28 protein-coding genes are annotated in these 26430 nt (G+C 51.7%); 21 read left to right on the forward strand and 7 right to left on the reverse strand.

Annotation, left to right across the window (positions count from 1 at the left end; all coding sequences use genetic code 11):
• The first annotated feature begins 40 nt into the window (after nt 1–40).
• The 13 genes from Q9L42_RS07490 (at nt 41) to Q9L42_RS07550 (ending at nt 10497) form a co-directional block, all read left to right on the forward strand.
• Nucleotides 41–319, forward strand: a complete 279-nt coding sequence (locus Q9L42_RS07490) for a hypothetical protein (protein WP_349432491.1) — start codon at nt 41–43, stop codon at nt 317–319.
• A gap of 10 nt (nt 320–329) precedes the next feature.
• Nucleotides 330–1556 carry an IS4 family transposase gene (locus Q9L42_RS07495; RefSeq protein WP_349432493.1) on the forward strand — a complete coding sequence of 409 codons (1227 nt, stop codon included), beginning with the start codon at nt 330–332 and terminating at the stop codon, nt 1554–1556.
• A 613-nt stretch (nt 1557–2169) separates the two neighbouring features.
• Complete coding sequence (locus Q9L42_RS07500) at nt 2170–3045, forward strand: hypothetical protein (protein ID WP_305909057.1); 876 nt, start codon at nt 2170–2172, stop codon at nt 3043–3045.
• Nucleotides 3046–3470: 425 nt separating this feature from the next.
• On the forward strand, nt 3471–3944 hold the full coding sequence (locus Q9L42_RS07505) for a hypothetical protein (protein WP_305909056.1): 474 nt from the start codon (nt 3471–3473) through the stop codon (nt 3942–3944).
• Between the two features lie 13 nt (nt 3945–3957).
• Entirely contained in the window at nt 3958–4224 is a 267-nt protein-coding gene (locus tag Q9L42_RS07510) for a WGR domain-containing protein (RefSeq protein WP_305909055.1), read from the forward strand.
• A gap of 8 nt (nt 4225–4232) precedes the next feature.
• Nucleotides 4233–4511: a CopG family ribbon-helix-helix protein gene (locus Q9L42_RS07515; protein ID WP_349432494.1), complete on the forward strand. Its 279-nt coding sequence runs from the start codon at nt 4233–4235 to the stop codon at nt 4509–4511.
• 933 nt (nt 4512–5444) lie between these two features.
• Nucleotides 5445–6131 (forward strand): IS110 family transposase, encoded by a 687-nt coding sequence (locus Q9L42_RS07520; protein ID WP_349432495.1) that lies wholly within the window; start codon nt 5445–5447, stop codon nt 6129–6131.
• Nucleotides 6106–6459 carry a transposase gene (locus Q9L42_RS07525; RefSeq protein ID WP_349431397.1) on the forward strand — a complete coding sequence of 118 codons (354 nt, stop codon included), beginning with the start codon at nt 6106–6108 and terminating at the stop codon, nt 6457–6459. The genes Q9L42_RS07520 and Q9L42_RS07525 overlap by 26 nt, the downstream gene beginning before the upstream one ends.
• Before the next feature lie 989 nt (nt 6460–7448).
• A complete protein-coding gene (locus Q9L42_RS07530) occupies nt 7449–7799 on the forward strand; it encodes a reverse transcriptase domain-containing protein (protein ID WP_305909053.1) in 351 nt (116 codons plus the stop codon).
• Nucleotides 7800–8021: 222 nt separating this feature from the next.
• A complete protein-coding gene (locus tag Q9L42_RS07535; protein ID WP_349432497.1) occupies nt 8022–8141 on the forward strand; it encodes a hypothetical protein in 120 nt (39 codons plus the stop codon).
• Nucleotides 8131–8556 (forward strand): group II intron maturase-specific domain-containing protein, encoded by a 426-nt coding sequence (locus Q9L42_RS07540; RefSeq protein ID WP_305909051.1) that lies wholly within the window; start codon nt 8131–8133, stop codon nt 8554–8556. Before Q9L42_RS07535 ends, Q9L42_RS07540 begins: the two co-directional genes overlap by 11 nt.
• A 431-nt stretch (nt 8557–8987) precedes the next feature.
• A complete protein-coding gene (locus Q9L42_RS07545; RefSeq protein ID WP_305909050.1) occupies nt 8988–9515 on the forward strand; it encodes an REP-associated tyrosine transposase in 528 nt (175 codons plus the stop codon).
• A gap of 409 nt (nt 9516–9924) precedes the next feature.
• A complete protein-coding gene (locus tag Q9L42_RS07550; RefSeq protein WP_432648893.1) occupies nt 9925–10497 on the forward strand; it encodes a DUF2380 domain-containing protein in 573 nt (190 codons plus the stop codon).
• Between the two features lie 403 nt (nt 10498–10900).
• On the opposite strand, the gene Q9L42_RS07555 is transcribed toward Q9L42_RS07550, so the two are convergent.
• The 3 genes from Q9L42_RS07555 to Q9L42_RS07560 are packed head-to-tail and all read right to left on the reverse strand — an operon-like array spanning nt 10901 to nt 14417.
• Entirely contained in the window at nt 10901–12046 is a 1146-nt protein-coding gene (locus Q9L42_RS07555) for an NADPH-dependent assimilatory sulfite reductase hemoprotein subunit (protein ID WP_432648894.1), read from the reverse strand.
• A 57-nt stretch (nt 12047–12103) separates the two neighbouring features.
• On the reverse strand, nt 12104–12607 hold the full coding sequence (locus Q9L42_RS21445) for a hypothetical protein (protein ID WP_432648885.1): 504 nt from the start codon (nt 12605–12607) through the stop codon (nt 12104–12106).
• Nucleotides 12608–12620: 13 nt separating this feature from the next.
• Nucleotides 12621–14417: an assimilatory sulfite reductase (NADPH) flavoprotein subunit gene (locus tag Q9L42_RS07560; protein WP_305909048.1), complete on the reverse strand. Its 1797-nt coding sequence runs from the start codon at nt 14415–14417 to the stop codon at nt 12621–12623.
• A 265-nt stretch (nt 14418–14682) separates the two neighbouring features.
• Between Q9L42_RS07560 and Q9L42_RS07565 the strand changes: the two genes are divergently transcribed.
• Together Q9L42_RS07565 and Q9L42_RS07570 are read left to right on the forward strand one after the other, a co-directional pair.
• Nucleotides 14683–15072, forward strand: coding sequence for a thiol-disulfide oxidoreductase DCC family protein (locus tag Q9L42_RS07565; RefSeq protein WP_305910262.1), 390 nt, complete (start codon nt 14683–14685; stop codon nt 15070–15072).
• 19 nt (nt 15073–15091) lie between these two features.
• The gene (locus Q9L42_RS07570) at nt 15092–15802 is read left to right on the forward strand and encodes a hypothetical protein (protein ID WP_349432502.1); all 711 of its coding nucleotides are present in this window, start codon (nt 15092–15094) and stop codon (nt 15800–15802) included.
• 2 nt (nt 15803–15804) lie between these two features.
• Here the strand turns inward: Q9L42_RS07570 and Q9L42_RS07575 are convergent, their stop codons facing one another.
• Genes Q9L42_RS07575 through doeB2 form a run of 4 tightly spaced genes read right to left on the reverse strand, consistent with a single transcriptional unit; the run spans nt 15805 to nt 20890 of the window.
• Nucleotides 15805–17166 carry an NAD-dependent succinate-semialdehyde dehydrogenase gene (locus Q9L42_RS07575; RefSeq protein ID WP_305909024.1) on the reverse strand — a complete coding sequence of 454 codons (1362 nt, stop codon included), beginning with the start codon at nt 17164–17166 and terminating at the stop codon, nt 15805–15807.
• 10 nt (nt 17167–17176) lie between these two features.
• Entirely contained in the window at nt 17177–18442 is a 1266-nt protein-coding gene (doeA, locus tag Q9L42_RS07580) for an ectoine hydrolase (RefSeq protein WP_349432504.1), read from the reverse strand.
• Nucleotides 18439–19710, reverse strand: coding sequence for an aspartate aminotransferase family protein (locus Q9L42_RS07585; protein ID WP_305909047.1), 1272 nt, complete (start codon nt 19708–19710; stop codon nt 18439–18441). Before Q9L42_RS07585 ends, doeA begins: the two co-directional genes overlap by 4 nt.
• On the reverse strand, nt 19694–20890 hold the full coding sequence (gene doeB2 / locus Q9L42_RS07590; protein ID WP_305909021.1) for a N(2)-acetyl-L-2,4-diaminobutanoate deacetylase DoeB2: 1197 nt from the start codon (nt 20888–20890) through the stop codon (nt 19694–19696). The genes Q9L42_RS07585 and doeB2 overlap by 17 nt, the downstream gene beginning before the upstream one ends.
• 590 nt (nt 20891–21480) lie before the next feature.
• On the opposite strand from doeB2, the gene Q9L42_RS07595 reads away from it, so the two are divergent.
• The 6 genes from Q9L42_RS07595 (at nt 21481) to Q9L42_RS07620 (ending at nt 26419) form a co-directional block, all read left to right on the forward strand.
• The gene (locus tag Q9L42_RS07595; RefSeq protein ID WP_305909046.1) at nt 21481–22494 is read left to right on the forward strand and encodes an IS110 family transposase; all 1014 of its coding nucleotides are present in this window, start codon (nt 21481–21483) and stop codon (nt 22492–22494) included.
• 371 nt (nt 22495–22865) lie between these two features.
• Nucleotides 22866–23537 (forward strand): hypothetical protein, encoded by a 672-nt coding sequence (locus Q9L42_RS07600; protein WP_349432507.1) that lies wholly within the window; start codon nt 22866–22868, stop codon nt 23535–23537.
• Nucleotides 23538–23572: 35 nt separating this feature from the next.
• Nucleotides 23573–23998, forward strand: a complete 426-nt coding sequence (locus Q9L42_RS07605) for a hypothetical protein (protein ID WP_349432509.1) — start codon at nt 23573–23575, stop codon at nt 23996–23998.
• Nucleotides 23999–24061: 63 nt separating this feature from the next.
• Nucleotides 24062–24352 carry a hypothetical protein gene (locus Q9L42_RS07610; RefSeq protein ID WP_305909043.1) on the forward strand — a complete coding sequence of 97 codons (291 nt, stop codon included), beginning with the start codon at nt 24062–24064 and terminating at the stop codon, nt 24350–24352.
• A gap of 103 nt (nt 24353–24455) precedes the next feature.
• On the forward strand, nt 24456–24920 hold the full coding sequence (locus Q9L42_RS07615; RefSeq protein WP_305909042.1) for a hypothetical protein: 465 nt from the start codon (nt 24456–24458) through the stop codon (nt 24918–24920).
• A gap of 131 nt (nt 24921–25051) precedes the next feature.
• Nucleotides 25052–26419, forward strand: coding sequence for an IS4 family transposase (locus tag Q9L42_RS07620; protein ID WP_305909041.1), 1368 nt, complete (start codon nt 25052–25054; stop codon nt 26417–26419).
• The last annotated feature ends 11 nt before the right edge of the window (nt 26420–26430 follow it).

Raw genomic sequence — 26430 nt, forward strand, 5'->3', positions numbered from 1 at the left:
CTCCCATACGCATCAAGCTAAAAAACCACGTCTTTGCAATTTGCCTGAGAAAAAATCCGGCGAGGTTTCCAAAATCCGCTTCGCCTTGTATAGTTTACGGATCAACGTATTTCTCAATGGACAAACAGACATGGAAGCCGCCCCGATTGAAACGCTCACACACCGACTTGGCCAACATTTAGAGAAGTGGTTTGGCGCCGAAACCTGCGAAACCTTGGCCAAGTCTAGCGGATTGATCCAACGCTGTACGAGTCGCTTGACCGGCAGCGATTTTTTTAAATCTGCTGACGGTCGATACTCTCAGCGAGCCGGCGATTAGCTATGAAGGTTTGTGCGACAGCCTGGAAGAGCGGAGCGGCGTGAAGCTGACGCCACAAGCCTTGTGTGATCGCGTGAACAGCGATGGCGCGGTACGGTTTATGGAATCGGCGCTTACCAAGGCTTTATGCGAGGCCGGCGGATCGCCTTTGACGACACAGGAAGCGGCATGGCTAGCCCCGTTTCCACGGGTTTTACTGCAAGACAGTAGCCAAATCGAGGTTAACGAAGCGTTGACCGAAGCGTTTAAAGGCAGCGGTGGTAATGCTAGCACGGCCAGCGTTAAAATCGATTTCAGCTATGACGTCAAAAACGAACAAGCTGAGCATATCGCGATTCGTCAGGGCGCCGATAGCGATCAGGGATTTGCCGGCGATTTGCTCGCCCGGGTGCGGAAGGCGGATTTGATCATTCGGGATTTGGGCTATTTCAGTTTGGACGCCTTTGCTCAGCTCATGCAGATCGGTGCTTATTTCTTAAGTCGGCTCAGCTATACCGTCAATCTCTATGAGACCGCCGACGCCCCCGCGCCGATCAAGCTGATCCAGCATATCAACCGCTTCGGCGGTGGTGGGCAAACGATGGAGTTTTCACTGTTTATCGGTGAGCGGCAGCGGTTACCCATCCGGTTAGTGATTTACCGGTTACCGCGCGAGGTCTATCGGAAGCGACAAAAAGCCGCGATCAAAACGGCCAAACGCAAAGGGCGCCGAGTACGCTTGTCCTACTTGAAGTTTCTTAAGTATAGCGTTTTCATGACTAACGTCCCCGCAGACTTCTGGCCCAAGGAAGCATTAGGCACCCTATATCGCTTGCGTTGGCAAGTCGAATTGACGTTTAAACACTGGAAATCGCTGTTCCGCATCGATCTCTTGAAAGGCACGCGCCCGGAACGAATCCGTTGTCTCCTCTATGGGCGTCTGATCGTCATTCTGGTCGTGCAGAAGCTGTTGGCACTGGCCGCACGGCAAGCAGAAGACGAAGGCCGTGAACTCTCTTTCGACAAAGCCATCCAATGGCTGTTGCGTCACGAGCGGTTTTTGAAAGCCTTTGTCGCTCGGCAGTTCGACACGCTGATCAGTAAGCTGTTGGCCAGCCTCGGAAGGCTGTTTAAATCCAAGCGAAAGCGGCGTACAACTCGGCAATTGATTGCCCAACAAGTAGGGTACTTGGACAGTTTCTCTGACTCCCCGGAAGCGGGCTGCGATAGCAATTTAGCTCCGGGGAGTTGCGCTTAGCTTGATGCGTATGGGTATCCTCCCCAGGGCTCCCTCATTAAAAAATACCTGAACCAGCACATTGGTTAATATCGCGTCATCTCTCTGGGCGGGGCGGGTTATTTAACCCGCCCCGAACGTTTAATTTACTTACGCCGCGGCTCCGCCAAAGTCTGCCCGTAGGAGGCCCGCCCTCGGGCCGAATGGCTCTTTTCGCGCCGAGGGCGGCGCTCCTACGCAAAGCGCCGTCTTGCCTTCGGATGTTGAACAGCGTGAAGCGCATCAAAAGCCGGTGCGCTTCCTATCGTCAGCACACCCACATTCATGAGATGGATAACGCGCAGCGGATCGGCTAAAAGCATTCAATGCACGCGGGGCGGGTTATTCAACCCGCCCCGAACGTTTAATTTACTTTAGGCGTAATTATTCAACGTACTTTTAATGAGGTAGCCCTGGTATCCTCCCGTCTTAATATTGACTATTTATCACAAATATATTTTTTACCAGATCTCGACTCAAACGCCTGTGGTTGAATAGCGCTTAGAACCATGAGCGTTCGACAAAGTCATATTGTTCATAATCCTTTTCAAAATCCGTCCGGCGGATTGTCATCGATTGAAAAAGAGGTAGCGTAATGAGTCATGATGATAAGATTTTCAAACTATCCGACGACCTTGCCCTGACGTACGAAACCGTTGCCCGGTTTCGAGACCTGTTGAACGATCCTAAAGCCTTGTCCCGTTTCCTGAATGATGACGAGCGCGCCGTCGCGTTTTTGAGCGCCTTGGCCGACGGCCCTGCTGACTGGCAAGAGTGTCTGGTCGAAGCTTTGTGTAAACCTGACGTCGTGTTCGATTTGGCGCAGGTCGGCAAAATCGATGCGGTTTGGTCGATGATTTTGCAGTTATCCACGCAGGAACGGCAGCTCGCCGTCCTTGGCGCGCCGGAAGTGGTTTTTATTTTGACGAAGAACGGCAAGGCCGATGCCGTCAGGAAGCTGATTCTGAATCTTCCCGAAGCGCAACCGCGTTTATCGATTTGTCGAGTCCCATATGCGGTATTCGGCATGGCCAAATATGGCGATACGGCTAAAACCCTGGCGATGATACGGGACTTCCCCGAAACATCGCAACAGGCCAAAGTATTGAGCGCCAGCCATGTCGTATACGGTCTGCTCGATAATCTCGATGCGTCCGAGAACCAGGCCCTGCTCGCGATGATCCAACGGTTTTCGAAAGACCAACAGGCCGAAATTCTGGCAGCGGATCTTGCGGTATTGGGCCTGGTTAAAAACGGCAAAATCGAACACGTGCTTTCCTGGCTGCGCAGTTTTTCGAAATCGCAGTTGGACAGGGTGCGCAACGCCGCTTATGTCGTGCCGATACTCAGCGAAAATGCGAAATCCAGTGACATTAAGTTTTTCATCAACGGCCTGCCGGAAAAGCGGGAGGGTCTCAGCCGAAAGGAACGGATGTCCGTTTATCGTTCCGGGCAACGGCAATTGCATTGATGAAGTATGTGATATAAATTGCAAACATTTGTCGGCTAGATAATTACAAACCAATATGCATCGCTAGCGTAAAACGGCCGGTTGAGGGGGCGGATTATTGCTCTTATCAAGGCCAGTCCTTCCGGTGGTAGTTATTTTATGCATCATAGCTGAACATGGGCTGTCAATGCGTAACTGCTAGACCCGTAATGAAAGTATGGCTTATGCCTAGTTAAGTGGATACTATACGCTTACCCACGTGGCGATTATTTTGCAGTGAGTTATGCGAACGTGAGCAGTGAAGCAGCTGGAAAGAAAATGAGTGAAAATGCCAATTTAAGAGCTGATACGAGAGGCTCATGGGAGCTCCCCCATCACATATGCATGCGGGGCAGAGCAGTTGTCTAAATTGGTGACGGATATTTAACAAACAAGAGGTATTGAAGATGGGAAAAGCGAGCCGTAGAAAAAAATTAAAAAGACAACAAGCTATCGCGCTTGAAAAATGTGGCGGGATCAAGTTATCCGAAGCCTTGATCAATCTGTGCGAACCTTACGATCACGAAGATTTGCCTTTGCATGCATACGAAAACCTGATGGCCGCGGCGGCAATGGCCTGGAATATCGCGCTGCAACCCGAGGAAAAACGCCAAGAGATGTTATTGGATGCACTGAATAAATTGTCGCCAATCCAAAAAAATCTTGAAGATGAATTTAATGAGTTCATGAACAATCCAGATCCTGAGAATCCTCCGGATTCGATTGTTCTCATTCAAATTATAACTGGGTTAATTAAACGCAAAGATACGTTATATCCCAATGATAATCGGGTGGTCGTCGATTATGAGATAACCGAGAACGCGACACAACGTCATGTAACGGTGACATCATCACTATCGCCGAAGGGTGATCCTAACTAATACGCCACGAACCATGAACCAGATTTACCTGGAACGACACGATCTGGATAAAAATCTGCACCGCTTTTATCAGATCTTTGTCATTCCAGGATTATTTGGTGAATGGTCGCTGGTTCGCGGGTGGGGGAAGGATTGGCTCCCCGAAACGGTGCGCAAGGATTGGTTTGATACTGAGCCGGAAGCGGCGTCCGCTGCGAAAAAGTTGCTCAAGGAAAAGCAAAGGAAGGGTTACCGGACGTCGGGTAAAGAACTCATGGTTTATATCGCTGTCATCAGTTAAGATTACAGATGAACCGCACCTCTAATATGGCGACTACCGAAACATTCACCGTCAGAACCGAATCCGATGTCATTCATAATCTCGACCAGATGGCCGGATCACTGGACAGGTCACGCAATTATCTGGTCAACCAAGCCTTGAAAGAATACCAGCAACATCACGCCTGGCCAATCGAGAAAGTCACTCAGGGCATTGTAGCCGCCGACCGTGGCGAACTGGTTGATCATGACGACATGATGCGTGAGCTGGAAGAACTGATCGACGAGAAAGCGAAAAGCCAAGCATGAAAATCGTCTGGACCGAACCCGATCGACAGGATTTGCGGGAAATTTTCAACTACATCGCCGAAGCCCCCCCCCCCAGGGCCGCCCGGGCGTTGCTGCTCAAATCAAAGAGAGCGTCGGGGGGCAAGCAATATGCAGGTAGTCCGGCCGGGCAGAGTCGACGGCGCCCGCGAGCTGATGCTGACGGAGCGCCTATATCCTGCCGTATCGGATGAAAGATCAGCAAATTCAGACAGATTGAAATCCAACAACAGAGTTTCTTTTTCGCAGGCGGGCAGCTCAGTATTCGGGACAACACTCAATCGATAAATTTGTTCCATTCATAACAATAGGCGTAACTACTCCCCCATTCGTAGGGTGGATAAGCGGAGCGCATCCACCGGGTCGGCATCTTTGGTGGATGCGCCCTTCAGGCTTATCCTCCCTGCCGCGTTCGATAAGTGGGGCGAGCAGTTACCAATAGGCGCGAACATGGTATCGCTGACTGGCATAAGCGAGATGATTAGGAGCAATGGACAAATGCTGTATGCCTTCCTTGGCAGGTTATCCCAGTTACCTGTTACCAGAGTAAGTCAAAAGCTCTGAAATGGAAAGTAACTGCGTCACCGCGAGGTGGGGTGGGGCAGTAATTCCCATGTCATCAGTTTGAGTATTTTTGCAGGGTTTAGGGCATGAGGTGTGTCTGTCGAGGAGCGCCGTAAACCCAGCACCTAAATTATCCTGGAATGTAAAATAAGTCCTGTAGCCATGGAATTTAGGTGCTGGGTAAACCCATCCCTGGGGGCTTGACGGCAGCATCCTTGCTGCCGACATCCTCGCCAAACACACCCCATGCCCTTTTTGAACGCCAAAGTGATGATATGGACTCCTCTCCACCCTCTAACGGTGTCACAATACACCTACTAACAACTTAAACAGAACAAAGAGGAGTTCGAGATGAATCTTAACGTAGTGGGTTTAGATATTGCAAAACTAGTGTTTCATATGTTCATGATGCAAGACGGCAAAGCAAAGAAAAAGAAATTGAAACGGTCGGAACTGTTGGCCTTTGTGGCTCAGATGCCGGTGAGCGTGATCGCGATGGAAGCCTGCGGCGGCGCTCATCATTGGGCCCGGGCATTTCAGGCCCTGGGCCACGAAGTAGTGCTGTTGAATACTCGCTTCGTGAAGGCATTCGTGGTTGGCAATAAAAACGATTACAACGACGCCGAGGCGATTTACACGGCGGCCTGCCAGCCGAACAAACGCAGCGTGGCGATCAAAGGCATTGAGCAGCAAGACTTAGCCATGCTGCAAGGTGTCCGGCGAGGTAAGGTGGACGAACGCACGGCCTTGGTCAATCAAATGCGCGGTTATCTGGCTGAACGAGGCATCGTGCTGCCGCGTAGCGTGAATCAGTTCAGAAAACAACTGCCCAGTATTCTGGAGGACGGGGAAAATGACCTCAGCACGCTGAGCCGGAAGCTGTTTGCCGAGCAGTATCAAGCGCTGAAAGCCTTGGACGAAGCGATCCGGGCTCTGGACCGGGAAATTACGGCAGTATGCCAAAACAATGCCTTAGCCCGACGATTGCTTGACATACCGGGTATCGGTCCTTTTGACCGCCATTTTGGCCACGGCTGACGTCGGCGATGGCAAGGGTTATGATTCGAGCCGAGATTACGCGGCCAGCTTGGGCGTGGTGCCAAGGCAGCACAGCAGCGGCGATAAGCAGGTATTACTGGGCATCAGTAAACGCGGCAACCGCCAATTGCGCACATCCTTGATTCACGGGGCAAGAGCGGTGCTGAAATACTGCGGTGACAAGAGCGACCCCTTGAGCCTGTGGCTCAAAGGCTTGATTGAACGGCGAGGCTTCAACAAAGCGGCCGTGGCTTTGGCCAACAAGAACGCCCGGATCATTTGGGCGCTGGCAACGCGTGGCGGCGATTACGTGCCACAAATGGCCTAAGCCGATGAAAACCGGGTTATCCACCCTTTGCCCACAAGCTCCGAGCACGATTGAAGGGCTCTACGCATGTGGACAAAGCGTGGATAACCCTAACAACACTGTAGTAAACGAGTTCAACCAAATTGCGGAGGCAAGACTCTCAAAGTGATGACATTCAACAGGTCAGACCGGCGCTTTTAAAATCCGTTATTCCCGAAGATTCCTTGAAATCGGCAAAGTGATAGAGATAAAAGCGCGCGGATAGCTTCATCAGGGCCCGAAGGTCGATAAATACCTTCATCAAGAGGCCGAATATATGGCGGCAATCTCGATCTCTGTTGGAAACATCATTTTTGAACAATCTTGGCTTGCAATTGGAGAGGAGTCCATATATGGGAATTGCTGGGGGTGGGGGGTAACTGGAAATGAACTGTCAGTCTGTAGTAAGGCAAACTCGTTTCGGTTCTATGTGGTGGCGAGCCTTCGGATTCATGGCGAAGCCTGGAACTCACGGATCACGCTGACTTGGCTATTAAAGCGATGATCTGGCTGCATGGGATGTTTAGAGATTGAATGACAGGAAGGTAGTACGTAGCAAGCGGGGAGATCTGTGGGTTGTAGTGAACAACCGGCAGGAGTCAGAGCCCTCATAATAGTGAAGACGGATACAGACAGAGCCCTGTAGAGCTTGTGGGAAAGCCGAATCAGAAATCCCGACAGCTGGGCGTAGCGTGAAACCCGCTCTGTCTTACGCCTTGTAGCCATTCGAGACGAGCGGGAAGCAAAACCGCTTTTAGCCAAGGGGGGTAGGAAGATAGATGCAAACTGAACATAACAAAGCAACCGAAGAGGTAGAATCCATAGTGTCAGAACAGACTAGACAGGAAACAGACACTGCGGCGCTACAGCAGTGTCCGGGGGTGAAAGCTGGATTATGGACGGAGCGCATGTTGGCGGCACTGGGCAACGGGTCAAAGGAGGCAAATGGCATAGTTTGATGGACAAAATCTATGCGGAACGCACCTTGCTTCAGAGACAGCAGCCACGGATTCAGACCGGGCAGAGGTTGTAAAGACGCCTTAAGAGCGGTCGATGAATGGCTCAAAGCCGGTTACACCTGGGTTGTCGATGCCGATATCAAAGGCTACTTCGACCACATCAGTCATGACCTGCTGATGAGCAAAATCGGCGAGCCACTCGCAGACCGGCGCTTGCTCAGCTTGCTGGAAGCCTATTTAAAACAGGACATCATGACTGAATGCGAAAGCTGGACAGCCACACAGGGGACGCCGCAAGGGGCGGTACTGAGTCCTTTATTGGCCGCACTAACTATTCAGTATCTTTCAGGGTTTAGGCAGTAGGTCATTGATTTCTCGGGACGCGTGAATACATCCATGGCAGCTAACAGCATCCTGCTTCACGCGGCACTTGCACTTCCCTGTGCGGCGTAAGCTCTGACTGCAACGTCCTGTTGCAGACAGCCCGATAAATCAATAACCCACTCCCTCTGATAAAAGTACGCTGAATAATTACCGAACATCTACCTCAATGAACTGGATCACCTGATCGGTGACAAGTATCGCATGGTGCGCTATGTGGATGACTTCGTCATCCTGGCAGCCAGCGAAGCGGAAGCCGACGCAGCTCTGATCGAAGTGAATCAGTGGATGGCGCACCACCAGTTGGAACTGCATGCATCCTGACAAGACAAGGATCGTCAACGAACAAGACGACCCGAACGGATTCGACTTTCTGGGCTACACCTTCAAGAAGGGGTTGCGCTTAATCCGCAAGAAAAGCCTAAAGGCTATGCGGGATAAGATAAGAGCGCATACCCTGCGAAGCCAGGGGGTTGGAATTGAAACCGTTATCGAACGACTCAATCCGATATTGCGGGGCTGGTTTAACTATTTTAAACACGTCCACAAGAGCGAGTTACAAGCAATGGACGGCTTTGTACGGCGCAGACTCAGAAGTAACTTGCGCAAGTACCAAAAGAAAGGGAGTGGGACAGGAAGGAACATCAGAGACCATCAACAATGGCCAAATGCCTACTTCGCAAACCTGGGACTATTCACACTGATTGAAGCCCATGCGCAAGCGAGCCAATCCCGATGAGGAAACTATCGACTGGAGAGCCGTGTGCGGGAGAACTGCATGCACGGTTCGGAGGGAGGGGAGAGCCTGAAACGGCTCTTCCCTACCCCTATAGTTATCATGGACGATGACTTATACAACTATACTTATTACCAATCACTTATAGATGATTTGAAAGCGGCGCTTTACGCGCCGCAACAAATATATAAAGGGCGCTGAGTGTTTGTCTGACGCTCAGCGCCTTTGTCATATCTATGCTATGTTTAGGCGTTAGAAGTAATTTAATCATACCTCTCAAAAAATTTAGTTGATATCGATCGCCGCTATCGACCCAAAAGCGACAATCGCTCTAGTTTTATTAATGCCGGCAAATTGACGATAAGCCGAAGTTGGGTTTGCAGCAGTAGGCTGGGTTGAATGATAATGAAACCCAGCTTATGAATGAATAAATTATGCGCACTTACATTCGTAGCCATGCAAAAGGCGGCGTTTATTTCTTTACCGTCAATCTTGCTCAGCGAAGACAAAATGACTTGCTGGTTCGGCATGTCGACGATTTGCGCCAAGCATTTCGATATACGAAACAACGCCATCCCCTGACCATTGAAGCCATAGCGATATTACCTGAACATTTACACTGTATTTGGCGATTACCCGAAGATGACGATTATCCGCTGCGTTGGCGTTTGATCAAATCGCATTTTTCCAGATCTATCGAGAAAGGCGAAAGAGTATCCGACAGTCGATTGCGTAAAAAAGAACGAGGCCTATGGCAAGGCCGTTATTGGGAACACCAAATCCGCGATGATAGAGATTTTCAGCGGCATGTGGATTATATTCACTACAACCCTGTAAAACATGGGCTTGTACCTAAAGTAAAGGAATGGCCGTATTCATCCTTTCATCGTTGGGTTCAATTAGGGGGTTACAGCGAAGATTGGGCGGCTGCGCCGGACTTAATCGAACAGGATTGGGAATAATGATAATGCTGGGTTTCACATTGTTCAACCCAGCCTACGGCCCTTGCTGATCAGCTTGATAAAGCACATAGGCTGCCGTTGCAATCAGGCAAATGACAGCAATAAGGACAATACGAGATAGAAGATGAAATTTTAGATTCATGGTAAGCGCAGGCTTCAGTGAGATACTTTGCCGACGATTCAGCGTCGGAAATAATTCATTTTTTAGATCATTTTAAGCCTGAATTCGGGGACTGGAATAGGGGCCGCAGGAATACCGGGCAAATTGCCCGGCTTTTACGGGCAAATATCAGGTTACGAACTAACATTGATTCGCTACTCTAACGACTATAAAACGAATATGATGAAACAATTAATGACGGTGTTACCGATGACATATTTTTCAACGAGATACAGTGTACTTTATATTATGAACCCTAGAAACAATGCCGGATTACGTCACCTGTTTGGCGTATTTTTTTTATGTCTGTTCAGTGTTGGCGTATTTGCTGAAACAAGCATCGCCATATTGGATTTTGAATTAAAGGATTTAACTCTGGCACCTCGAATACCTGCTGAAATTGAAAGAACGGCGGGCATAAAGGCTATGCTAGAAGGTGAATTAAAAAGAGCGGGCTATAAAATCGTTTCTGTTGATTTGGATGCTCAACATGAGGCCAACGCCGGCTTTGGCTATCTTTTTGACCACAGCGACATTGCCGCAGAACTGGCGAAAAAAGCCGGAGCTGAGTATGTATTGGTGGGCAGACTGCATAAACCCAGTTTTTTATTCGCTTATATTATGGGTCATTTGGTCAGGGTTAGTGACGGCCAATTAATCGGTAATTATATTTCTGAGACAAAAGGCGGCGCTAAAAAATTAACCTTAAAAGGTGTCGAAAGTCTTGCCGTTAAAATCGACAAGGATTTAGATAATATCTATACGCCGCCGCCACCGTCTAGAAAAGTCGGTCTTTCCGATACCTCTGAGAAAAAACAGTAGTTCCATCAGAAGAGAAGCCGAGCGCCCTTGTCATTAACGATGCCTATCTCAAGTGGGTTAGCCGTTCTCAGTTAATGTAATGGAAAGATGGAAACAGGTCTTGCAATCAAGCATTTATAGCTAAAAACACTGTCAGGCAGCTATCCATTCAAGTGCTGTCATACGTAAAAGTATTGTCTGGTCTGGGTTTTTATCGAGGATGCATTGAAACTGACCGTTTATCGGCGTCTAGAACACAGTACACCGCGACATAGGCATTTTTTGTCCGGACTGAGGCGCTCTATGCATTTTCATAGTAAAAACCATCATTAATTGCAGGACTGAGGCATTAAATGTTGGGGCGGGATATGTATCCCGCCCCGCTAAAAGGTCTTTACGGGGCCCAAGTTTGAAGGGATGTTGTTCAACGTTGAAAATCGCGCCCCTCTGTCATTGCTTCGATATAGCCGGTTCTGATCACGAAATCGCCGAAACGTTCGCCGGCTTGCCGGTTGTCGGCATAATGCTGCAGCAGCGGCGTCAATTCGGCCAGAATCTGCTCCTCGTTGATATTTTCCCGGTACAGCTTGTTCAGCCGCTGACCTTCGAACCCGGCGCCTAAATACAGATTGTATTTGCCCGGCGCCTTGCCGACCAGGCCGATTTCACCGAGAAAGGGGCGGGCGCAGCCGTTTGGGCAGCCGGTCATCCGCAACAGGATTGAGTCATTCTCCAGGCCAAACCGTCGCAGTATCGGTTCCAGTTTGTCGAGAAATGTCGGCAGATAACGTTCGCTCTCGGCCATCGCCAGGCTGCAGGTCGGAAAGGCGACGCAGGCCATCGCATTCAAACGTAACGCGCTTTGCTGTCCGGGCTCTATGAAACGGTGCTGGCGCAGCAGTGATTCGATGATCGGTTTGTTGTGGTCGTTGACCTTGCCGATGATCAGGTTCTGGTTCGGGGAAATCCGGAAGTCGCCGTCATGGACCTTGGCGATCTCGCGCAGCCCGGTCATGAGGGGCGCATCGTCGTCGGCGATACGGCCGTTCTGGATGAACACGGTGTAATCCCAGGTGTCGTTGACGCCTTTGTTCCAGCCGTAGCGATCGCCGGAATACTCGAACTTGTATTTTCTCGGCGCTCCCAGTTGCCAGCCCAGGCGACGATTCAATTCGAACTTGAACCAGTCGACGCCGCGGTCGTCGATGGTATATTTCAGCCGCGCATGCTTGCGGTTGGTTCTATCGCCGAAATCGCGCTGAATCTTGAGAATTTCTTCGGCCACCTGCAGCGTCTTATGCTTGGGACAGTAGCCGATCACGTCGGCTAGGCGCGGGTAGGTGTTCGGCTCGCCGTGGGTCAGACTCATGCCGCCGCCGACCGTGACATTGAAGCCGACCAGATGCTCGTTCTCGGCGATTGCGATGAAGCCGAGGTCATTGGCGAAGATATCGACATCGTTGGCGGGCGGCACCGCGATTGCGGTCTTGAATTTACGCGGCAAATAATGTTTGCCGTAGATCGGTTCCTCGTCCTGGCGGCTGGAATCGATCAGCTTTCGTCCAGCCAGATTTCATGATAGGCGGTCGTCCTCGAGGTCAGATGATCGTTGATGCGACGGGCATATTCATAGGCTTCCTCGTGCAGTCAGGATTGTTCCGGCGCCGGGCTGCACATGACATTGCGGTTGACGTCGCCGCAGGCGCGCGATGGTGTCGAGCAACGAGGCGTTGATTTCGGCGATGCTGCGTTTCAGATCGCGTTTCAGGATGCCATGGAACTGCAGCGCCTGGCGCGTGGTCAAGCGTATGCTGCCGTTGCACCAGGTAGTGGCAATGCGGTCCATCTCCAGCCACTGCGCCGGCGTGCAAATGCCGCCGGCGATCCTGACCCGAACCATGAATTGATAATGCGGTTCCAGTTTTTGCTTGCGCCGTTCGTCGCGCAGGTCGCGGTCGTCCTGCTGGTAAATTCCGTGAAACTTGGATAGTTGGGTATCGCTATCGGTCAGTGCGCCGGTCAATGGATTATTCAGGCTTTCCACCAGGCTGCCGCGCAGATAATTGCTGGCATCCTTGATGCGTTCCACTTCGACACGTTTATTCAATTCTTCCTCAGACACGTCGGTCATGTTTGTATCCTCGTTAATAAATGTCACGCTGATAGCGTTTTTCTTTCTGTAAGGTTTTGACATATTGTTCCGCCGTATCGCGGTTCATGCCGCCTTCACGTTCGACCAGATCTAGCAGGGTCTCGTGTACGTCCCGCGCCATGTGTCTTTCGTCGCCGCAGACATAAAGATAGGCGCCTTCCTGTAGCCAGCCGTACAAATCGCGGCCGTGTTCCAGCATGCGCTGTTGCACATAGACTTTCTCGGTCTGGTCGCGGGAAAAGGCGACGTTCATCCGGGTCAGCAGGCCGCTTTTCAGATAACGCAACCATTCGCTTTGATAGAGGAAGTCGGTCATGAAATGCTGATCGCCGAAGAACAGCCAGTTCTTGCCGGTGGCGCCGACCGCTTCGCGTTCCTCGACGAAGGCGCGGAACGGTGCGATACCGGTGCCCGGACCGATCATGATGATCGGCGCGCTGGGGTCGCTCGGCAGCTTGAAGTTTTTGTTGTGATCGACATAGACCGGTATCGTGGTTTCCGAGCCGATGCGGTCGGCGAGGAAGGTCGAGCAGACCCCCTGACGACGGCGGCCGTGACTTTGATAACGGACCGACGCGACGGTCAGATGCACTTCATCGGGATGCTGTTTCAGGCTGGAGGCGATCGAATAGAGACGCGGCGGCAATTTGCGTAGGCTATCGATGAAGTCTTGCGGATTCAAATCGGCACAGGGAAAATCGGTGATCAAATCGATGATTTCGCGGCCATATAAATAGCCGGCTAGATCTTGCTTATGTTTCTCGTCTAGCAGTCGTTCCAGTTTGGGGTTGTCGTGTAGTGCGGCGTATTTATGCAGCATCGGCCGGGTCAAGGTCGTGATTTCATAGTCATAAAGCAGAGCGTCGTACAATGGGCGGTCTTTGCCGTCGCTGCTGACTGCGTCATCTCCATTGAAATGCAGGGTTTCGAGCAGTTCGTCGACCATTTCCGGCGCATTGCGAGGATAGATGCCTAAGGCATCGCCGGGTTCATAGCTTAAACCGGAACCCTCCAGTGACAATTCATAGTGATGGGTTTCCTTGCTCGAGCCGCGTCCGTTCAATACGATGTCATCCAACAACACCGCCGGAAAAGGGTTCTTGCGCGAATATTGGGATAGGGCGGTGGTCTTAGCCATGGCCGGCGCCAGGCCCGTTTCCTCAGTGGCGCTCAGCGTGCGCTGGCTCAATTCGTTCAGCACCGAAGCCATCCAGCCTTCCGCCGCCGTCGCGTAATCGACATCGCAATCGATACGGGCATGCAGACGCGTCGCGCCGAGTTCTTCCAAACGTTGATCGAAATCGACGCCGGTCTTGCAGAAGAATTCATAACTGGAATCGCCCAACGCCAGCACGGCGAATTGGGTGTGTTTTAATGACGGCGCCCGTTTACTGAACAAAAAATCGTATAAGTCGCGAGCATTGTCGGGCGGATCGCCTTCGCCATAGGTGCTGACGATCACCAGCAGATATTTCTCGGTCTTCAGTTGCGGCGCCTTATAATCGCCCATGTCCTTGATCACGGTCCGTAGCCCGCGTTCGGCGGCCAAGTCATGGACTTGTTCGGCCAGCTCTTCGCAGTTGCCGGTCTGCGAACCGACCAGGATGGTGATTTCATCGGCTGTTGCCTTGTGGGGCGCGGCGCCTAGAGCGGATGACAATTGCGCGGTCAGATAGCCGGCTACCCAGGCCTTTTGTTCCGACGTCAGCAGGGATGAAAACTGTCGGAACAACCGATAACGTTCCTCGTCTAATGGCGTTTGAGATTGCTCGGGGAAGGTATCACGCATAAATATTTTCCTTATACAGTTGGGCGGAACAGTTTTTCGCTATTGAAAATTCCCATGTCTAGCGATAATAATCTATCAATGTTTGGCCCTGATTGAACAGATTCAGTTTCAAGTCGGATGATAATAACCGAGTATTTTACTCAGCTATTATCTGTAAAGCTAGTTTCTATCGATTGATAACGTTGCTTGGTGGGATAAATTTTCATTTTTTGGCCATCGTGGTATAGATAAATTAAGGCTTGGCGATTTTTCGGGACTAATAATGATGAAGCCAGAATTCTCAACGAAAGTCAGATGTTTCCATGATGGCGATTGCCCTATATGCAAAGCCGAGGTTAAGGCGATGAAAAGACTCGATCGAGACGGCGCGATTGAATGGGTCGATATAGTCTGCGACCCGGCTGCTCTCGACAGCGCCGGAATCGGTTATAAACAGGCGATGGACCGTCTCCATGTCATCGACGAAAACAGGCAATTGCAAACCGGGGCGCGCGCATTCCTGGTTCTGTGGAAGCGTTTGCCATATTATCGCCGGCTGGCTGTCCTGGTCGAAACGTTTCCGGGACTATTGCCGCTGATGGAATGCGTCTACCGTATATTCGCCTATTATCGTCTGCCGTTGACCGGAAAACGGCGCATCAGCGAAAAAACTTAATTCAACACGCTAAAAATACATGACTATTAAAAACCTGGTTCTCGGCGGCGGCTATGTCGGTCAAAGGCTGGCTGATCGGATAGATGCGCCGACGACTCATCGCAGCGAAGAAAAAAGCTCGGCGCAACACTCGCTTTATTTCGATCTCGCCAACCGCAGCAGTTGGAATAATCTTCCGCGCAGCGAAAACGTGATCTGGACATTTCCGGCGGCGCCGCTGGAACAGGTTCAGGACTTTTATCGGACCAAATTAGCGGATGTGGAAAGACTGTTTGTCTACGCCAGCACCTCCTGTTATTTGGCGCCCCAGGGGGATCAATGGATCGACGAGAGTCAGCCGCTGGATTTGGCTCGCGAGCGGGTCGCCGGCGAAGAATGGTTGCGCCAACAAGGCGCCGCGATACTGGTTTTAGCAGGCATTTATGGGCCGAATCGTCAGCCGCTGGACTGGCTGAAAAAGGGCTTGATCAAGACGCCGGATAAACGCGTCAACCTGGTTCACGTCGACGATATCGTCGCGATTACCGAACGACTGTTGAACGATCAACGCGATGCGCGCGGAGAGCGCTTCAATCTTGCCGACAGCGAAGCGCTGCATTGGCGCGATATCGCCCGTCATTACGGCGTTGATATTCAGGCGGAAGCCAAAAACTATGTCAGCAAACGAATAAGCAACGACAAAATCCGACTATGGCTTGGGGGCTATAGTTTCCGCCCCCTGTTTGACTAACGTTATTTGATCCAGATCTGTTTAGCGTTAACAAACTCCTTAATGCCGTGCGGCCCTAGTTCGCGACCGAAACCGGAACCCTTGATGCCGCCGCTGGGCAGGCGGGGGTCGGTTTTGACGATGCCGTTGACGGCGACCTGGCCGGCATTCAAACGGGCGGCCGCCTGCTCGGCGACTTCGGCATCGCTTGTCCAGATGCTGGCGCCGAGGCCGTAGTCGGTATCGTTGGCCAATTGCAACGCCACATCAAGATTCGCCGCCGGCGTGACGACCATGACCGGGCCGAAAGTTTCCTCGCGAAACGCACACATGTCGGGTGTCACATCGGTCAATAGCGTCACCGGGTAGAAATAACCGTCGCCGGCCGGGATTTCACCGCCTAGTAAACAGGTCGCGCCCGCCGCGATTGTTTCGCTGACCTGACGATGAAGATTTTGCCTTAAGTCGTCGCGGGCAAGCGGTCCGATATCGGTGTCGGGAGAGCGCGGATCGCCCGATTTGAGCGCTTCCAGACGGGGTTTCAGGCGCCGGATAAAATCATCATAGACGCTGTCTTCGACGATCACCCGCTTGGCCGCGATGCAGGACTGGCCGGCATTGATGATACGCGACAGGGTGACGATATCGGCGGCCTGTTCCAAATCGGCATCGGCCATCACGATGCAGGGATCGGAGCCGCCCAGTTCCAGCACCGAGGGTTTCAATTCCGAAGCGGCCGCAGCCGCTACTTTTCTGCCGGCGGTGCTGGAGCCGGTGAAGGACACGGCGGCAATTCTCGGGTCGCGTATCGCCTTTTCCACCGCCGGCGTCGTCAGCGGCAGATTGACCATGATGTTGTCCGGCGCGCCGGCCTCGACAAAGACATCGGCTATTACCAGAGCACAGGCGGGCACATGGGAGTCATGTTTCATCACGCAGGTATTGCCCGCCATCAACGCCGGCGCCAGATAGCGAAACGCCAACCATAACGGGGCGTTCCAGGGCAGGATGCCCAGTAACGTCCCTAACGGTTGATAACAAACATAGCTGAGCGAGGCATCGGAAGGCAGTACGTCGTTGGCCAGATAGCTTGCCGCATGATCGGCATAGTGTTCGGCGCACCAGGCGGCTTTTTCCACCTCGGGTCCGCCTTCCTTGACCGGCTTGCCCATTTCCTCGGCCATCAGTTTGGCTAATTCACTTTTGTATTCGCGTAATTGGCCGGCCACCGCCCGCAATACCTCCGCCCTTTCCGGGTAACTGCTGGCTTGCCAATCGGGAAAAGCCTGGTGCGCCAACGCGATGCGTTCTCGCATTTGTTCGTCATTCAGAGCCGGATATTCGGCGATTTTTTCGCCACTATAGGGATTGGTTGCTATCAGCATGATGATCTCCTCAGTGTTCTGGATGGGGGACGGCTTTTTTGACCGCTTGTTTTTTATCGGTTTGCTGTTGCTTGGCCTTATTGATTTGCAACAGTTTTTTATTGCTACGCGCCGGTTTTACGACAAAATCACGCTGCTCCAGCGAGAAAAAAGATTCACAGCCTTCCTCGGTGATATATATCGTGTCGGAAATGCCGCAGGTTTTATCGCCGTCAACGCCCCACATCCAAGGAATGATATGAAAGGTCATGCCTTGTTCCAATACCGTCGAATCACCTTGCTTCAGGCTGACGATATATCCCTCGTCCCAGCTGGGTGGGAAGGCAATGCCGATGGAATAACCGGAGCGGGTAATCAGTTGAGCCCCGATATCGTTATGGGTAATGATGTTGCGCACTAGATTATCCACGTCGGACACGGTCATGCCAGCTTGCACATAGTCATGAACGCAGTTCAGCGCCTGTTTCATCAGTTCCTGGGCCTTGTACATCGAATCGGACAATTCGCCTAAGACCACGGTGCGCATCATCGCGGTGTGATAGCGGCGGTAGCAGCCGCCGACTTCCAAAAATACATGTTCGCCGGCTTCGACGGTACGGCCCTCCCAGGTGGCGTGACCGATCATCGAGCGCGGGCCGGAGGTGACATAGGGCATCACCGCCGGCGGCTCGCCGCCGGCGCGGAACATGCCGGCGCTGATCGCGGCGCCGATGTCGTTTTCGCTGACGCCGGCCTCGCAGGCGTCGATCCCGGCCAGCATGCCGGCCTCGGTCGCGGCGGCAGCCTTGCGCATCAGTTCGATTTCCAACGGCGATTTGCGGATGCGGCCTTGCTCGACGATGCCAAAACAGTCCATTAGCTTGGCGCCGGTCAGTGTGGTGTGTATTTTATCCTGTTGGTAAGCGGGAAAGAAATAACTGTTGCGCTCGTAACCGATGCGTTTATTGGCCAGGCCGAATTCCTTCAGCGCATCGACCAGCATTTGTATCGCATCGCCGGTGTCGGGATAAGGCCGGGTGCGCTCGACCCAGGTGCGGGCGATGATATTGGATTCTTCCATCGCGCGAGTGATCATGAAGGGTTCGTCGGTCAACGGGATCACCAGCGCCTGGAAAAAGGAATAGCCGGTGGTCTGATAATCGGTCAAATACATGATGTTTTCCGGATCGCTGATCACCACCGCATCGAGATGTCGTTGCTCGATACGACGGCGCAGCTCGTCCAGGCGTCGTTGATATTCCTCGAACGGGAAGGTCATGTCGTCGCGTTGTCTCATGAGGCCTCCATCACCTGGTCGGTGGCAGTGATTAGAATATTCAAGCCGTCTTTCAGATCGTCTTCGGGAATCGTCAATGGCGGAATCAGTTTGACGACCCGACCGCCGGTGCCGCAGCTGGCGATCAATAAACCGGATTGGAAACAGGCGTCGACGATGGCTTTGGCCCGGTTGCCGTCGCCGATATCGAGTCCTAGGATCATCCCTTTGCCGCTAACTTCGAGGTCGGCATGACGTTTTTCCAACGCTGTCAGCGCCTCGGCCATGATTTGGCTTTTCGCCCGAACGTCCTTCATCAGGCTGTCGTCCTCGAAATAACTTAGCGCCTCCGAGCCGGCGACGAAGGACAGGTCTTGACCGCGGAACGTGCCGGTATGCTCGCCCGGCGCCCAGTGTCGGTCTATTTCCGGTTTGACCAAATTCATCGCCATCGGCGTGCCCATGCCGCCGATGCCCTTGGCCAAACAGATAATGTCCGGGTCGATGTCGAGATCATCGAAGCTGAAGAAAGAACCGGTACGGCCGCAGCCGACCTGAATGTCGTCGACGATCAGCAGCGAGCCGATATCCTGGGCCAGTTTTTCCAAGGACTGCAGCCAGGCCTTGCCGGCCACCTTGACGCCGCCTTCGGCCTGTATCGTTTCGACCAAGAACGCCGCCGGCGGCGTAATGCCGCTGGAACTGTCCAGATAATAGGCGCGCAACTGATCGATACTGGCCATGCCGCAGCCCAGATGGCAATCCTGGCATATTTTTTCACAGCCGAACGGAAAGTGGCGCACGTGCTCCAGCGGCACGCCGGCCGCGGCGCGAAAATGCTGATTGGCGGTGCAGCTGAGTGCGCCCAACGTCATGCCGTGAAAACCGTGGCTGAACGCGACGATCTCGCGCCGGCCGGTGGCGCGGCGAGCCAGTTTCAGCGCCGCTTCGACGGCATTGGTTCCGGTGGGCCCCATAAACTGCAGTTTATGGGGCATGCCGCGCGGTTCCAGGATGATGTTGACGAAACGTTCCATGAAGCGGCGTTTAGCGGTGGTGTGCATGTCCAGGCTGTGAGTGACGCCGTTATTCTGAATATAATCGATCATCGCCTGTTTCATTCGTTCATTGTTGTGGCCAAAATTCAGCACGCCGGCGCCGGCGAAGAAATCGATATATTCCTTGCCGTCTTCATCGGTTTGTCGGGCATTGCTGGCTTTATCGAACACCACAGGATAGACGCGACAATAGGCGCGGATGTCGGATTCTCGCTCATCGAATATGTTCATGCTGATCTCCTTGGGTTTTTGCGGGGACGGGCGCGCCGACCAGGCGCGCGAATAATCGAGTGACGTAGGGAATTAAACGGTCGTTGAAATCGTAATAAGGACTGTGGCAGGGAGCATCGTGGCCCTGGCCGTCGTCACCGCCGATCAAGGCAAAGGCGCCGGGGATTTGCTGCAAATAATAATGAAAATCTTCCGAAGCCATGATCGGTAGGGCAATCAGCCGGTCCAAGGCGTCTGTCCCGAATTCCTGTTGCCACAGATTTCGCACGCGTGCAGCCTGCTCTGGATGATTGATGGTGGCGTCATAGCGGGGCAGGATCTTGACGTCGCAGTCCACACCATAGCTTTGCGCGGTTTGTCGGCTGATTTCGTTGATCAGTTGATTGACCCGGTCGCGGGTCGCCCGGTCAGGCACACGTATGCTGCCTTCGAGTACCGCCTGTTGCGGAATCACCGTGGGCTGGCTGGGCGCCTCGATAGAGGTCACGCTGACGACGGCGGTTTGCTGCGGCGCGAGTCGGCGACTGACGATCTGTTGCAAGGCGATGACGACGGCGCTGGCGGCCAATACCGGGTCTCGACAAAGTTCCGGCTGGCTGGCGTGTCCGCCGATGCCGGTCAGCGTGATGATGAAGGTGCCGTTGCCGCACATGACCAAGTCGTCCGGGCAGACCAGTTTGCCGAAAGGCAACGCCGGCCAGTTATGCCAACCGTAGATTTCGTCGACGCCTTCCAGCGCGCCTTCCTCGATCATCCGGCGGGCGCCGTGACCGCCTTCCTCGGCCGGTTGAAACAATAACGTGACCGGCCCCGGCAGTTGCTGTTCGCAATGTTTAAGCCAGCGGGCGGCGGCCAACAATGTAGCGGTATGGCCGTCATGGCCGCAGGCATGCATGCAGCCAGGATGGCGCGAGGCCCAGTCCTTATCGGTCTGTTCGTTAATCGGCAACGCGTCGATATCGCCGCGCAGGGCGATATGAGGCGCTCTGGCGCCGGACTGGTTCAGCCTAGCCACGGTGCCGGTATCGGCGCATGGCCGCCAAGGAATATCCAGTGTCGTCAAGGCTTCACGGATTCGTCCGGCGGTCGCTGTTTCCTGCCAGGTCAGCTCGGGCTCGGCATGCAACTGATGACGCATAGCTTGCGCTAACTTCATCGTTTCCCGCCAATAGTCCTGCATGATCGTCCCCCCCTGTTGAGCATGCTGCTTTAGCTACATAACGCCTATGGCTTGGTGCGGTCTATGCGCAACATGCTAATTTTTGGTGCGTTTAAGCTAAGAAATCTGCAATCTTTGCTTAGTGACTTGCAAAGCAAGGGATATGCCAAACGCTATCGACTGGCGGCAAATTTGCAGAAATATCGTTGTAGCCACGCTTCATGTAAAGAGGGTGGCTAAGTTGACGCCACCACTGTAACGCAGTTTTTACGGCGATGAAACCGTTGGTAAAAAGCCGAAGACATCAGCAATTACCAGTTTGAGTATTTTTGCGGGGTTTAGGGCATGGGGTGTGTCTGTCGAGGAGCGCCGTTCACCCAGCACCTAAGTTATGCTGGAATGTAAAATATAGTCCAGTAGCCATGGAATTTAGGTGCTGGGTAAACCCATCCATGGGGGCTTGACGGCCGCATCCTTGCTGCCGACATCCTCGCCAAACACACCCCATGCCCTTTTTGAACGCCAAAGTGATGATATGGACTCCTCTCCACCCTCTAACGGTGTCACAATACACCTACTAACAACTTAAACAGAACAAAGAGGAGTTCGAGATGAATCTTAACGTAGTGGGTTTAGATATTGCAAAACTAGTGTTTCATATGTTCATGATGCAAGACGGCAAAGCAAAGAAAAAGAAATTGAAACGGTCGGAACTGTTGGCCTTTGTGGCTCAGATGCCGGTGAGCGTGATCGCGATGGAAGCCTGCGGCGGCGCTCATCATTGGGCCCGGGCATTTCAGGCCCTGGGCCACGAAGTAGTGCTGTTGAATACTCGCTTCGTGAAGGCATTCGTGGTTGGCAATAAAAACGATTACAACGACGCCGAGGCGATTTACACGGCGGCCTGCCAGCCGAACAAACGCAGCGTGGCGATCAAAGGCATTGAGCAGCAAGACTTAGCCATGCTGCAAGGTGTCCGGCGAGGTAAGGTGGACGAACGCACGGCCTTGGTCAATCAAATGCGCGGTTATCTGGCTGAACGAGGCATCGTGCTGCCGCGTAGCGTGAATCAGTTCAGAAAACAACTGCCCAGTATTCTGGAGGACGGGGAAAATGACCTCAGCACGCTGAGCCGGAAGCTGTTTGCCGAGCAGTATCAAGCGCTGAAAGCCTTGGACGAAGCGATCCGGGCTCTGGACCGGGAAATTACGGCAGTATGCCAAAACAATGCCTTAGCCCGACGATTGCTTGACATGCCGGGTATCGGTCCTTTGACCGCCATTTTGGCCACGGCTGACGTCGGCGATGGCAAGGGTTATGATTCGAGCCGAGATTACGCGGCCAGCTTGGGGGTGGTGCCAAGGCAGCACAGCAGCGGCGATAAGCAGGTATTACTGGGCATCAGTAAACGCGGCAACCGCCAATTGCGCACATCCTTGATTCACGGGGCAAGAGCGGTGCTGAAATACTGCGGTGACAAGAGTGACCCCTTGAGCCTGTGGCTCAAAGGCTTGATTGAACGGCGAGGCTTCAACAAAGCGGCCGTGGCTTTGGCCAACAAGAACGCCCGGATCATTTGGGCGCTGGCAACGCGTGGCGGCGATTACGTGCCACAAATGGCCTAAGCCGATGAAAACCGGGTTATCCACCCTTTGCCCACAAGCTCCGAGCACGATTGAAGGGCTCTACGCATGTGGACAAAGCGTGGATAACCCTAACAACACTGTAGTAAACGAGTTCAACCAAATTGCGGAGGCAAGACTCTCAAAGTGATGACATTCAACAGGTCAGACCGGCGCTTTTAAAATCCGTTATTCCCAAAGATTTCTTGAAATCGGCAAATTGATAGAGATAAAAGCGCGCGGATAGCTTCATCAGGGCCCGAAGGTCGATAAATACCTTCATCAAGAGGCCGAATATATGGCGGCAATCTCGATCTCTGTTGGAAACATCATTTTTGAACAATCTTGGCTTGCAATTGGAGAGGAGTCCATATATGGGAATTGCTGGGATACATGATGTTTATTCGTATGACGTTAACTCCGAATCGGGAAAACACCTGAAAGGTCTTCTTGTTGAGGTTCAGTATCGAACTGAAGTTCAACATGCTTGGGCTACTGCCGTAGAAGTAATCGGGTTTATTACAGAGAATCAGCCAAAATTTGAAAAAGGCGATGACCGGTACAATCATGCAATGGCACTAGCATCGGAAATCTTGGCTAGGGCATATGAAGACGAAAAAGGCCCTTATCCTGAAAGAACTAGCATCGAAGTGGTTCAAGAGTTTCTCGCCCTTGATGCGGAGTTAAACCTTTTGAACACGCTTCGTGGCCTAAATTCAGCAAGTACTGAAGTCAGCGAAAATCGCAATTCTATCCTTATTTTCCATGGATCAGGTGAACTCGAGGTTCGGACATACCGTAGCGCTACCGAAGCTTTGGCGTCACTTTTTGAACTAGAGAAAGAACATCCTGGCACGGACATAGTGTTGGTAAAAGCAGACACCTCAGAGGAGGTCCGGTTTGCGTTTAAGAACTACTTCTCTGATGCCCGAGATTTTATTCAATTGGTAGAAGATGGATGTCAAAAGCTTTCCGGCAAAAAGCAAATAAATGCAAAACGCCGAACAAAGCGCTCTAGCGGAGGCGCCAAAGGCGCGCGCCGCTAAGCGCGAGCGTTATGGTTACAAAAGTTACGGAACACATGATAAAACAGGCCATTGAACAGATACGAGCCAGAGCGCTAGAATTATCGCTGGTGGCGCTAGGAACAATGCTGCTATCCGGGCTACTCCTGGTTGAAAATCATCTAATAGAATATGTACCCACAGTAGACCCCAAAGTGATAGTGCGCTCAATAGCGGTATTAACTGCCATAACGGCATATTCATGGGCTGCATTTTTTTATTTCAAACCTCGTTTAAAATTCGATAAGCGTTTGCAAATATACATTGATATAAAAACTGAAATTCCTTATTGCCCATCATGCAAGGACGGACATAAGAGACTTTTTAAACTGATAAATAAAGACTCCTACTGGCAATGCGCTATTAAAGAATGTCGCATGGTTTATGACAATCCTGATTACAATCCACCATCTAAACCGCCGCGTGATCCAGCTTACGGTTGACCATAACCATAAAATCCACCTGACCCGCTAACGCGGGCCGGTGATTTTGGTGTTGGGTAAAAAATGGGACAGAAGTTGCCACCAGAACAGATGGAGCTCTACACAAGGATTGATGAAATCCTTTTCTACAAATGGGACCCTATTGGCATATCTGATGGTGATTGGGCTAGGGATGAATACCAATCATATCTACCACATGTTTTTAAATTAGCATTAGAGAATGATACGCCAGAACCAATAGCAGACTATTTAACTGTAATTACAACCGAAAATATGGGGCTATCTAAAGCAAGAGAGCACGACTTGAAGATCGCTAGACTTATCTTGGAAGTTAAAGAAGGGATAGCGCTTTAATGGATTGCGCAGCTACCCATAACAATACGCTCGTGTGGGACGCTTCGTCGCGATGCGGCTCGCGCCCCACAGCTCAGTGTTAAACCTGTTTATGGGAGTTCTCGTGAATTTTGAGGATCGCGCGGTCGCGTTTATCGATGTACTAGGTTTCAAGGCACTTGTGGCCGGTGCTACCCAGAGTAACGATCAACTCAAGCAGCTTTCAGAGTTGGTCGATCTCCTCTCATCAGCCGTGCCGACTCTGGACTCGGACGCACATTCGTCCGTCGCAGCGCACCTCATTCCAAGGCACATCTACATTTCCGACTGCATCATCTTGAGTGCGCCACTGACAGACTCAGACCGACAGAACTATGACGGACTTTCCATTGTCGTAATGCGTGCAATCCAGCTCGCGCACCACTTCTTGAATGCTGGGTACCTGATTCGAGGCGGAATCTCCGTCGGAAAGGTCTGGCACACTGATTCCAACATTGTTGGTCCGGCTTATCAAGAAGCGTATATGCTGGAACACAACGGCAATGAACCGATAGTTGTCCTATCAGAAAACAATCGAGTCAGACCCTAATACTGCTTACTTAAGAGTGAGTTATCAATAGAATTCAATAAGATAAGTTATTTTGTGAAGGTTAAGCTCCTTGTTCTAGTCAGATATAATTAAATTACCAATAAAAATTATTCTGAAAAAAGAGCTTAACCTTGTCTGATCTTACAAAACAAATCCTCATCAAACAAATTCGGCGATTCAAAAATTCCGTTCTTCAATTTTCTCACCTCCCGTTTGCCGATATTTTAACGACCGAGGCATTGGAACAAATCATTGAACAGTCGGCGAGCAGCAGAGAGCGTATCTTTACACCGTTAGTCACTCTCAAGGCGTTTATTTTTCAGGTGCTTAGCGCGGATGGTTCCTGTCGGCAAGCGGTCAGTCATCTGCTGATGGAACGGCTCTATCAGGGGAACGCTGCCAACTCAATAAGGACAGGCGCTTATTGCAAGGCGAGGAAGCGCTTACCCCTTAACCCGATCAAACTGGCTGTTGAGACCTCAGGAAAGCGATTACATCAAGGTGCTCAGCAAACTTGGCTATGGAAAGGACATAACACGCTAATGGTTGACGGCACTACGGTGCTGATGCCGGATACCCCGGAAAATCAGGCCGTTTTTCCACAACAGTCTAATCAAAAGCCCGGTTTAGGTTTTCCTATTATTCGCATAGTCGGACTCATTTCCTTAAGTGTGGGCACGGTGGTTTCTTATTCCATAGGGAGCTACCAGGGCAAAGGGAGCGGTGAAACCTCTTTATTCAGTCGATTGATAGACAAGATCGGCCCACAGGATTTGTTGCTCGCTGATCGATACTACTGTACCTGGGCCATCATTGCCCTACTGATGCAACAAGGCTCTCATATCCTGGTAAAAAACCACGCTCAACGTCGTCCTGATTTTCGTCTTGGCAAATCGTTAGGCACTAAGGATCATCTGGTTGAGTGGAACAAGCCCAAGCGGAAACCCGATTGGATCAGTCAACAGGACTATGAGGCGTTACCCGATACCCTCGTGATTCGGGAGTTCTCGGTAAAGGGCACGGTCTATGTGACCACTCTGTTGGACGCGAAACGCTATCATCCCAAAGAACTGGCGGAGTTTTACTCTCGACGCTGGCTGATTGAGCTGGATTTTCGCACGATTAAAACGCATCTGAAAATGGATATGTTGCGCTGCAAATCGCCGGAGATGGCGCAAAAAGAGCTCGCCGTTTATTTATTAGCGTATAACCTGATCCGAGTGAGCATCGCTCGGGCCGTTAAAGGGAAGCGCCAAATTCCCAGATGCATTAGTTTTATGACCACGGTACAGGTTTTTAATGAAGGTATATCGCAACTCCTCACTCTTTCTGGAAAAGCGTTAAAACGAGTCGTTGATGCCTTATTGAACGCCATTGCTTCTATCCCGATCGGACAACAAAAAAGGAAAACACAGCCTCGTGCAGTGAAGCGCCGTCCGAAAGCCTACCCGTTGTTAACAAAGCCTAGAAATCAAGCCTGTAACGCCATTAATTTATAAGGAAATTTTTA

The sequence above is a fragment of the Methylomarinum sp. Ch1-1 genome (genome assembly GCF_030717995.2).
In the GTDB taxonomy this organism is placed as follows: domain Bacteria; phylum Pseudomonadota; class Gammaproteobacteria; order Methylococcales; family Methylomonadaceae; genus Methylomarinum; species Methylomarinum roseum.

Excerpts from the sequence above, each read along its gene's own strand:
- Q9L42_RS07505 (WP_305909056.1), top strand. The coding sequence starts at position 3,471 with ATGGGAAAAGCGAGCCGTAGAAAAAAATTAAAAAGACAACAAGCTATC.
- Q9L42_RS07540 (WP_305909051.1), top strand. The coding sequence starts at position 8,131 with ATGCATCCTGACAAGACAAGGATCGTCAACGAACAAGACGACCCGAAC.
- Q9L42_RS07520 (WP_349432495.1), top strand. The coding sequence starts at position 5,445 with ATGAATCTTAACGTAGTGGGTTTAGATATTGCAAAACTAGTGTTTCAT.
- Q9L42_RS07550 (WP_432648893.1), top strand. The coding sequence starts at position 9,925 with ATGAACCCTAGAAACAATGCCGGATTACGTCACCTGTTTGGCGTATTT.
- doeA (WP_349432504.1), bottom strand. The coding sequence starts at position 18,442 with ATGAGACAACGCGACGACATGACCTTCCCGTTCGAGGAATATCAACGA.
- Q9L42_RS07595 (WP_305909046.1), top strand. The coding sequence starts at position 21,481 with ATGAATCTTAACGTAGTGGGTTTAGATATTGCAAAACTAGTGTTTCAT.
- Q9L42_RS07515 (WP_349432494.1), top strand. The coding sequence starts at position 4,233 with ATGAACCGCACCTCTAATATGGCGACTACCGAAACATTCACCGTCAGA.
- Q9L42_RS07600 (WP_349432507.1), top strand. The coding sequence starts at position 22,866 with ATGGGAATTGCTGGGATACATGATGTTTATTCGTATGACGTTAACTCC.
- Q9L42_RS07500 (WP_305909057.1), top strand. The coding sequence starts at position 2,170 with ATGAGTCATGATGATAAGATTTTCAAACTATCCGACGACCTTGCCCTG.
- Q9L42_RS21445 (WP_432648885.1), bottom strand. The coding sequence starts at position 12,607 with ATGACCGACGTGTCTGAGGAAGAATTGAATAAACGTGTCGAAGTGGAA.
- Q9L42_RS07545 (WP_305909050.1), top strand. The coding sequence starts at position 8,988 with ATGCGCACTTACATTCGTAGCCATGCAAAAGGCGGCGTTTATTTCTTT.
- Q9L42_RS07535 (WP_349432497.1), top strand. The coding sequence starts at position 8,022 with ATGGTGCGCTATGTGGATGACTTCGTCATCCTGGCAGCCAGCGAAGCG.
- Q9L42_RS07605 (WP_349432509.1), top strand. The coding sequence starts at position 23,573 with ATGATAAAACAGGCCATTGAACAGATACGAGCCAGAGCGCTAGAATTA.
- Q9L42_RS07565 (WP_305910262.1), top strand. The coding sequence starts at position 14,683 with ATGAAGCCAGAATTCTCAACGAAAGTCAGATGTTTCCATGATGGCGAT.
- Q9L42_RS07575 (WP_305909024.1), bottom strand. The coding sequence starts at position 17,166 with ATGCTGATAGCAACCAATCCCTATAGTGGCGAAAAAATCGCCGAATAT.
- Q9L42_RS07510 (WP_305909055.1), top strand. The coding sequence starts at position 3,958 with ATGAACCAGATTTACCTGGAACGACACGATCTGGATAAAAATCTGCAC.
- Q9L42_RS07570 (WP_349432502.1), top strand. The coding sequence starts at position 15,092 with ATGACTATTAAAAACCTGGTTCTCGGCGGCGGCTATGTCGGTCAAAGG.
- Q9L42_RS07560 (WP_305909048.1), bottom strand. The coding sequence starts at position 14,417 with ATGCGTGATACCTTCCCCGAGCAATCTCAAACGCCATTAGACGAGGAA.
- Q9L42_RS07585 (WP_305909047.1), bottom strand. The coding sequence starts at position 19,710 with ATGAACATATTCGATGAGCGAGAATCCGACATCCGCGCCTATTGTCGC.
- Q9L42_RS07530 (WP_305909053.1), top strand. The coding sequence starts at position 7,449 with ATGCGGAACGCACCTTGCTTCAGAGACAGCAGCCACGGATTCAGACCG.
- doeB2 (WP_305909021.1), bottom strand. The coding sequence starts at position 20,890 with ATGCAGGACTATTGGCGGGAAACGATGAAGTTAGCGCAAGCTATGCGT.
- Q9L42_RS07610 (WP_305909043.1), top strand. The coding sequence starts at position 24,062 with ATGGGACAGAAGTTGCCACCAGAACAGATGGAGCTCTACACAAGGATT.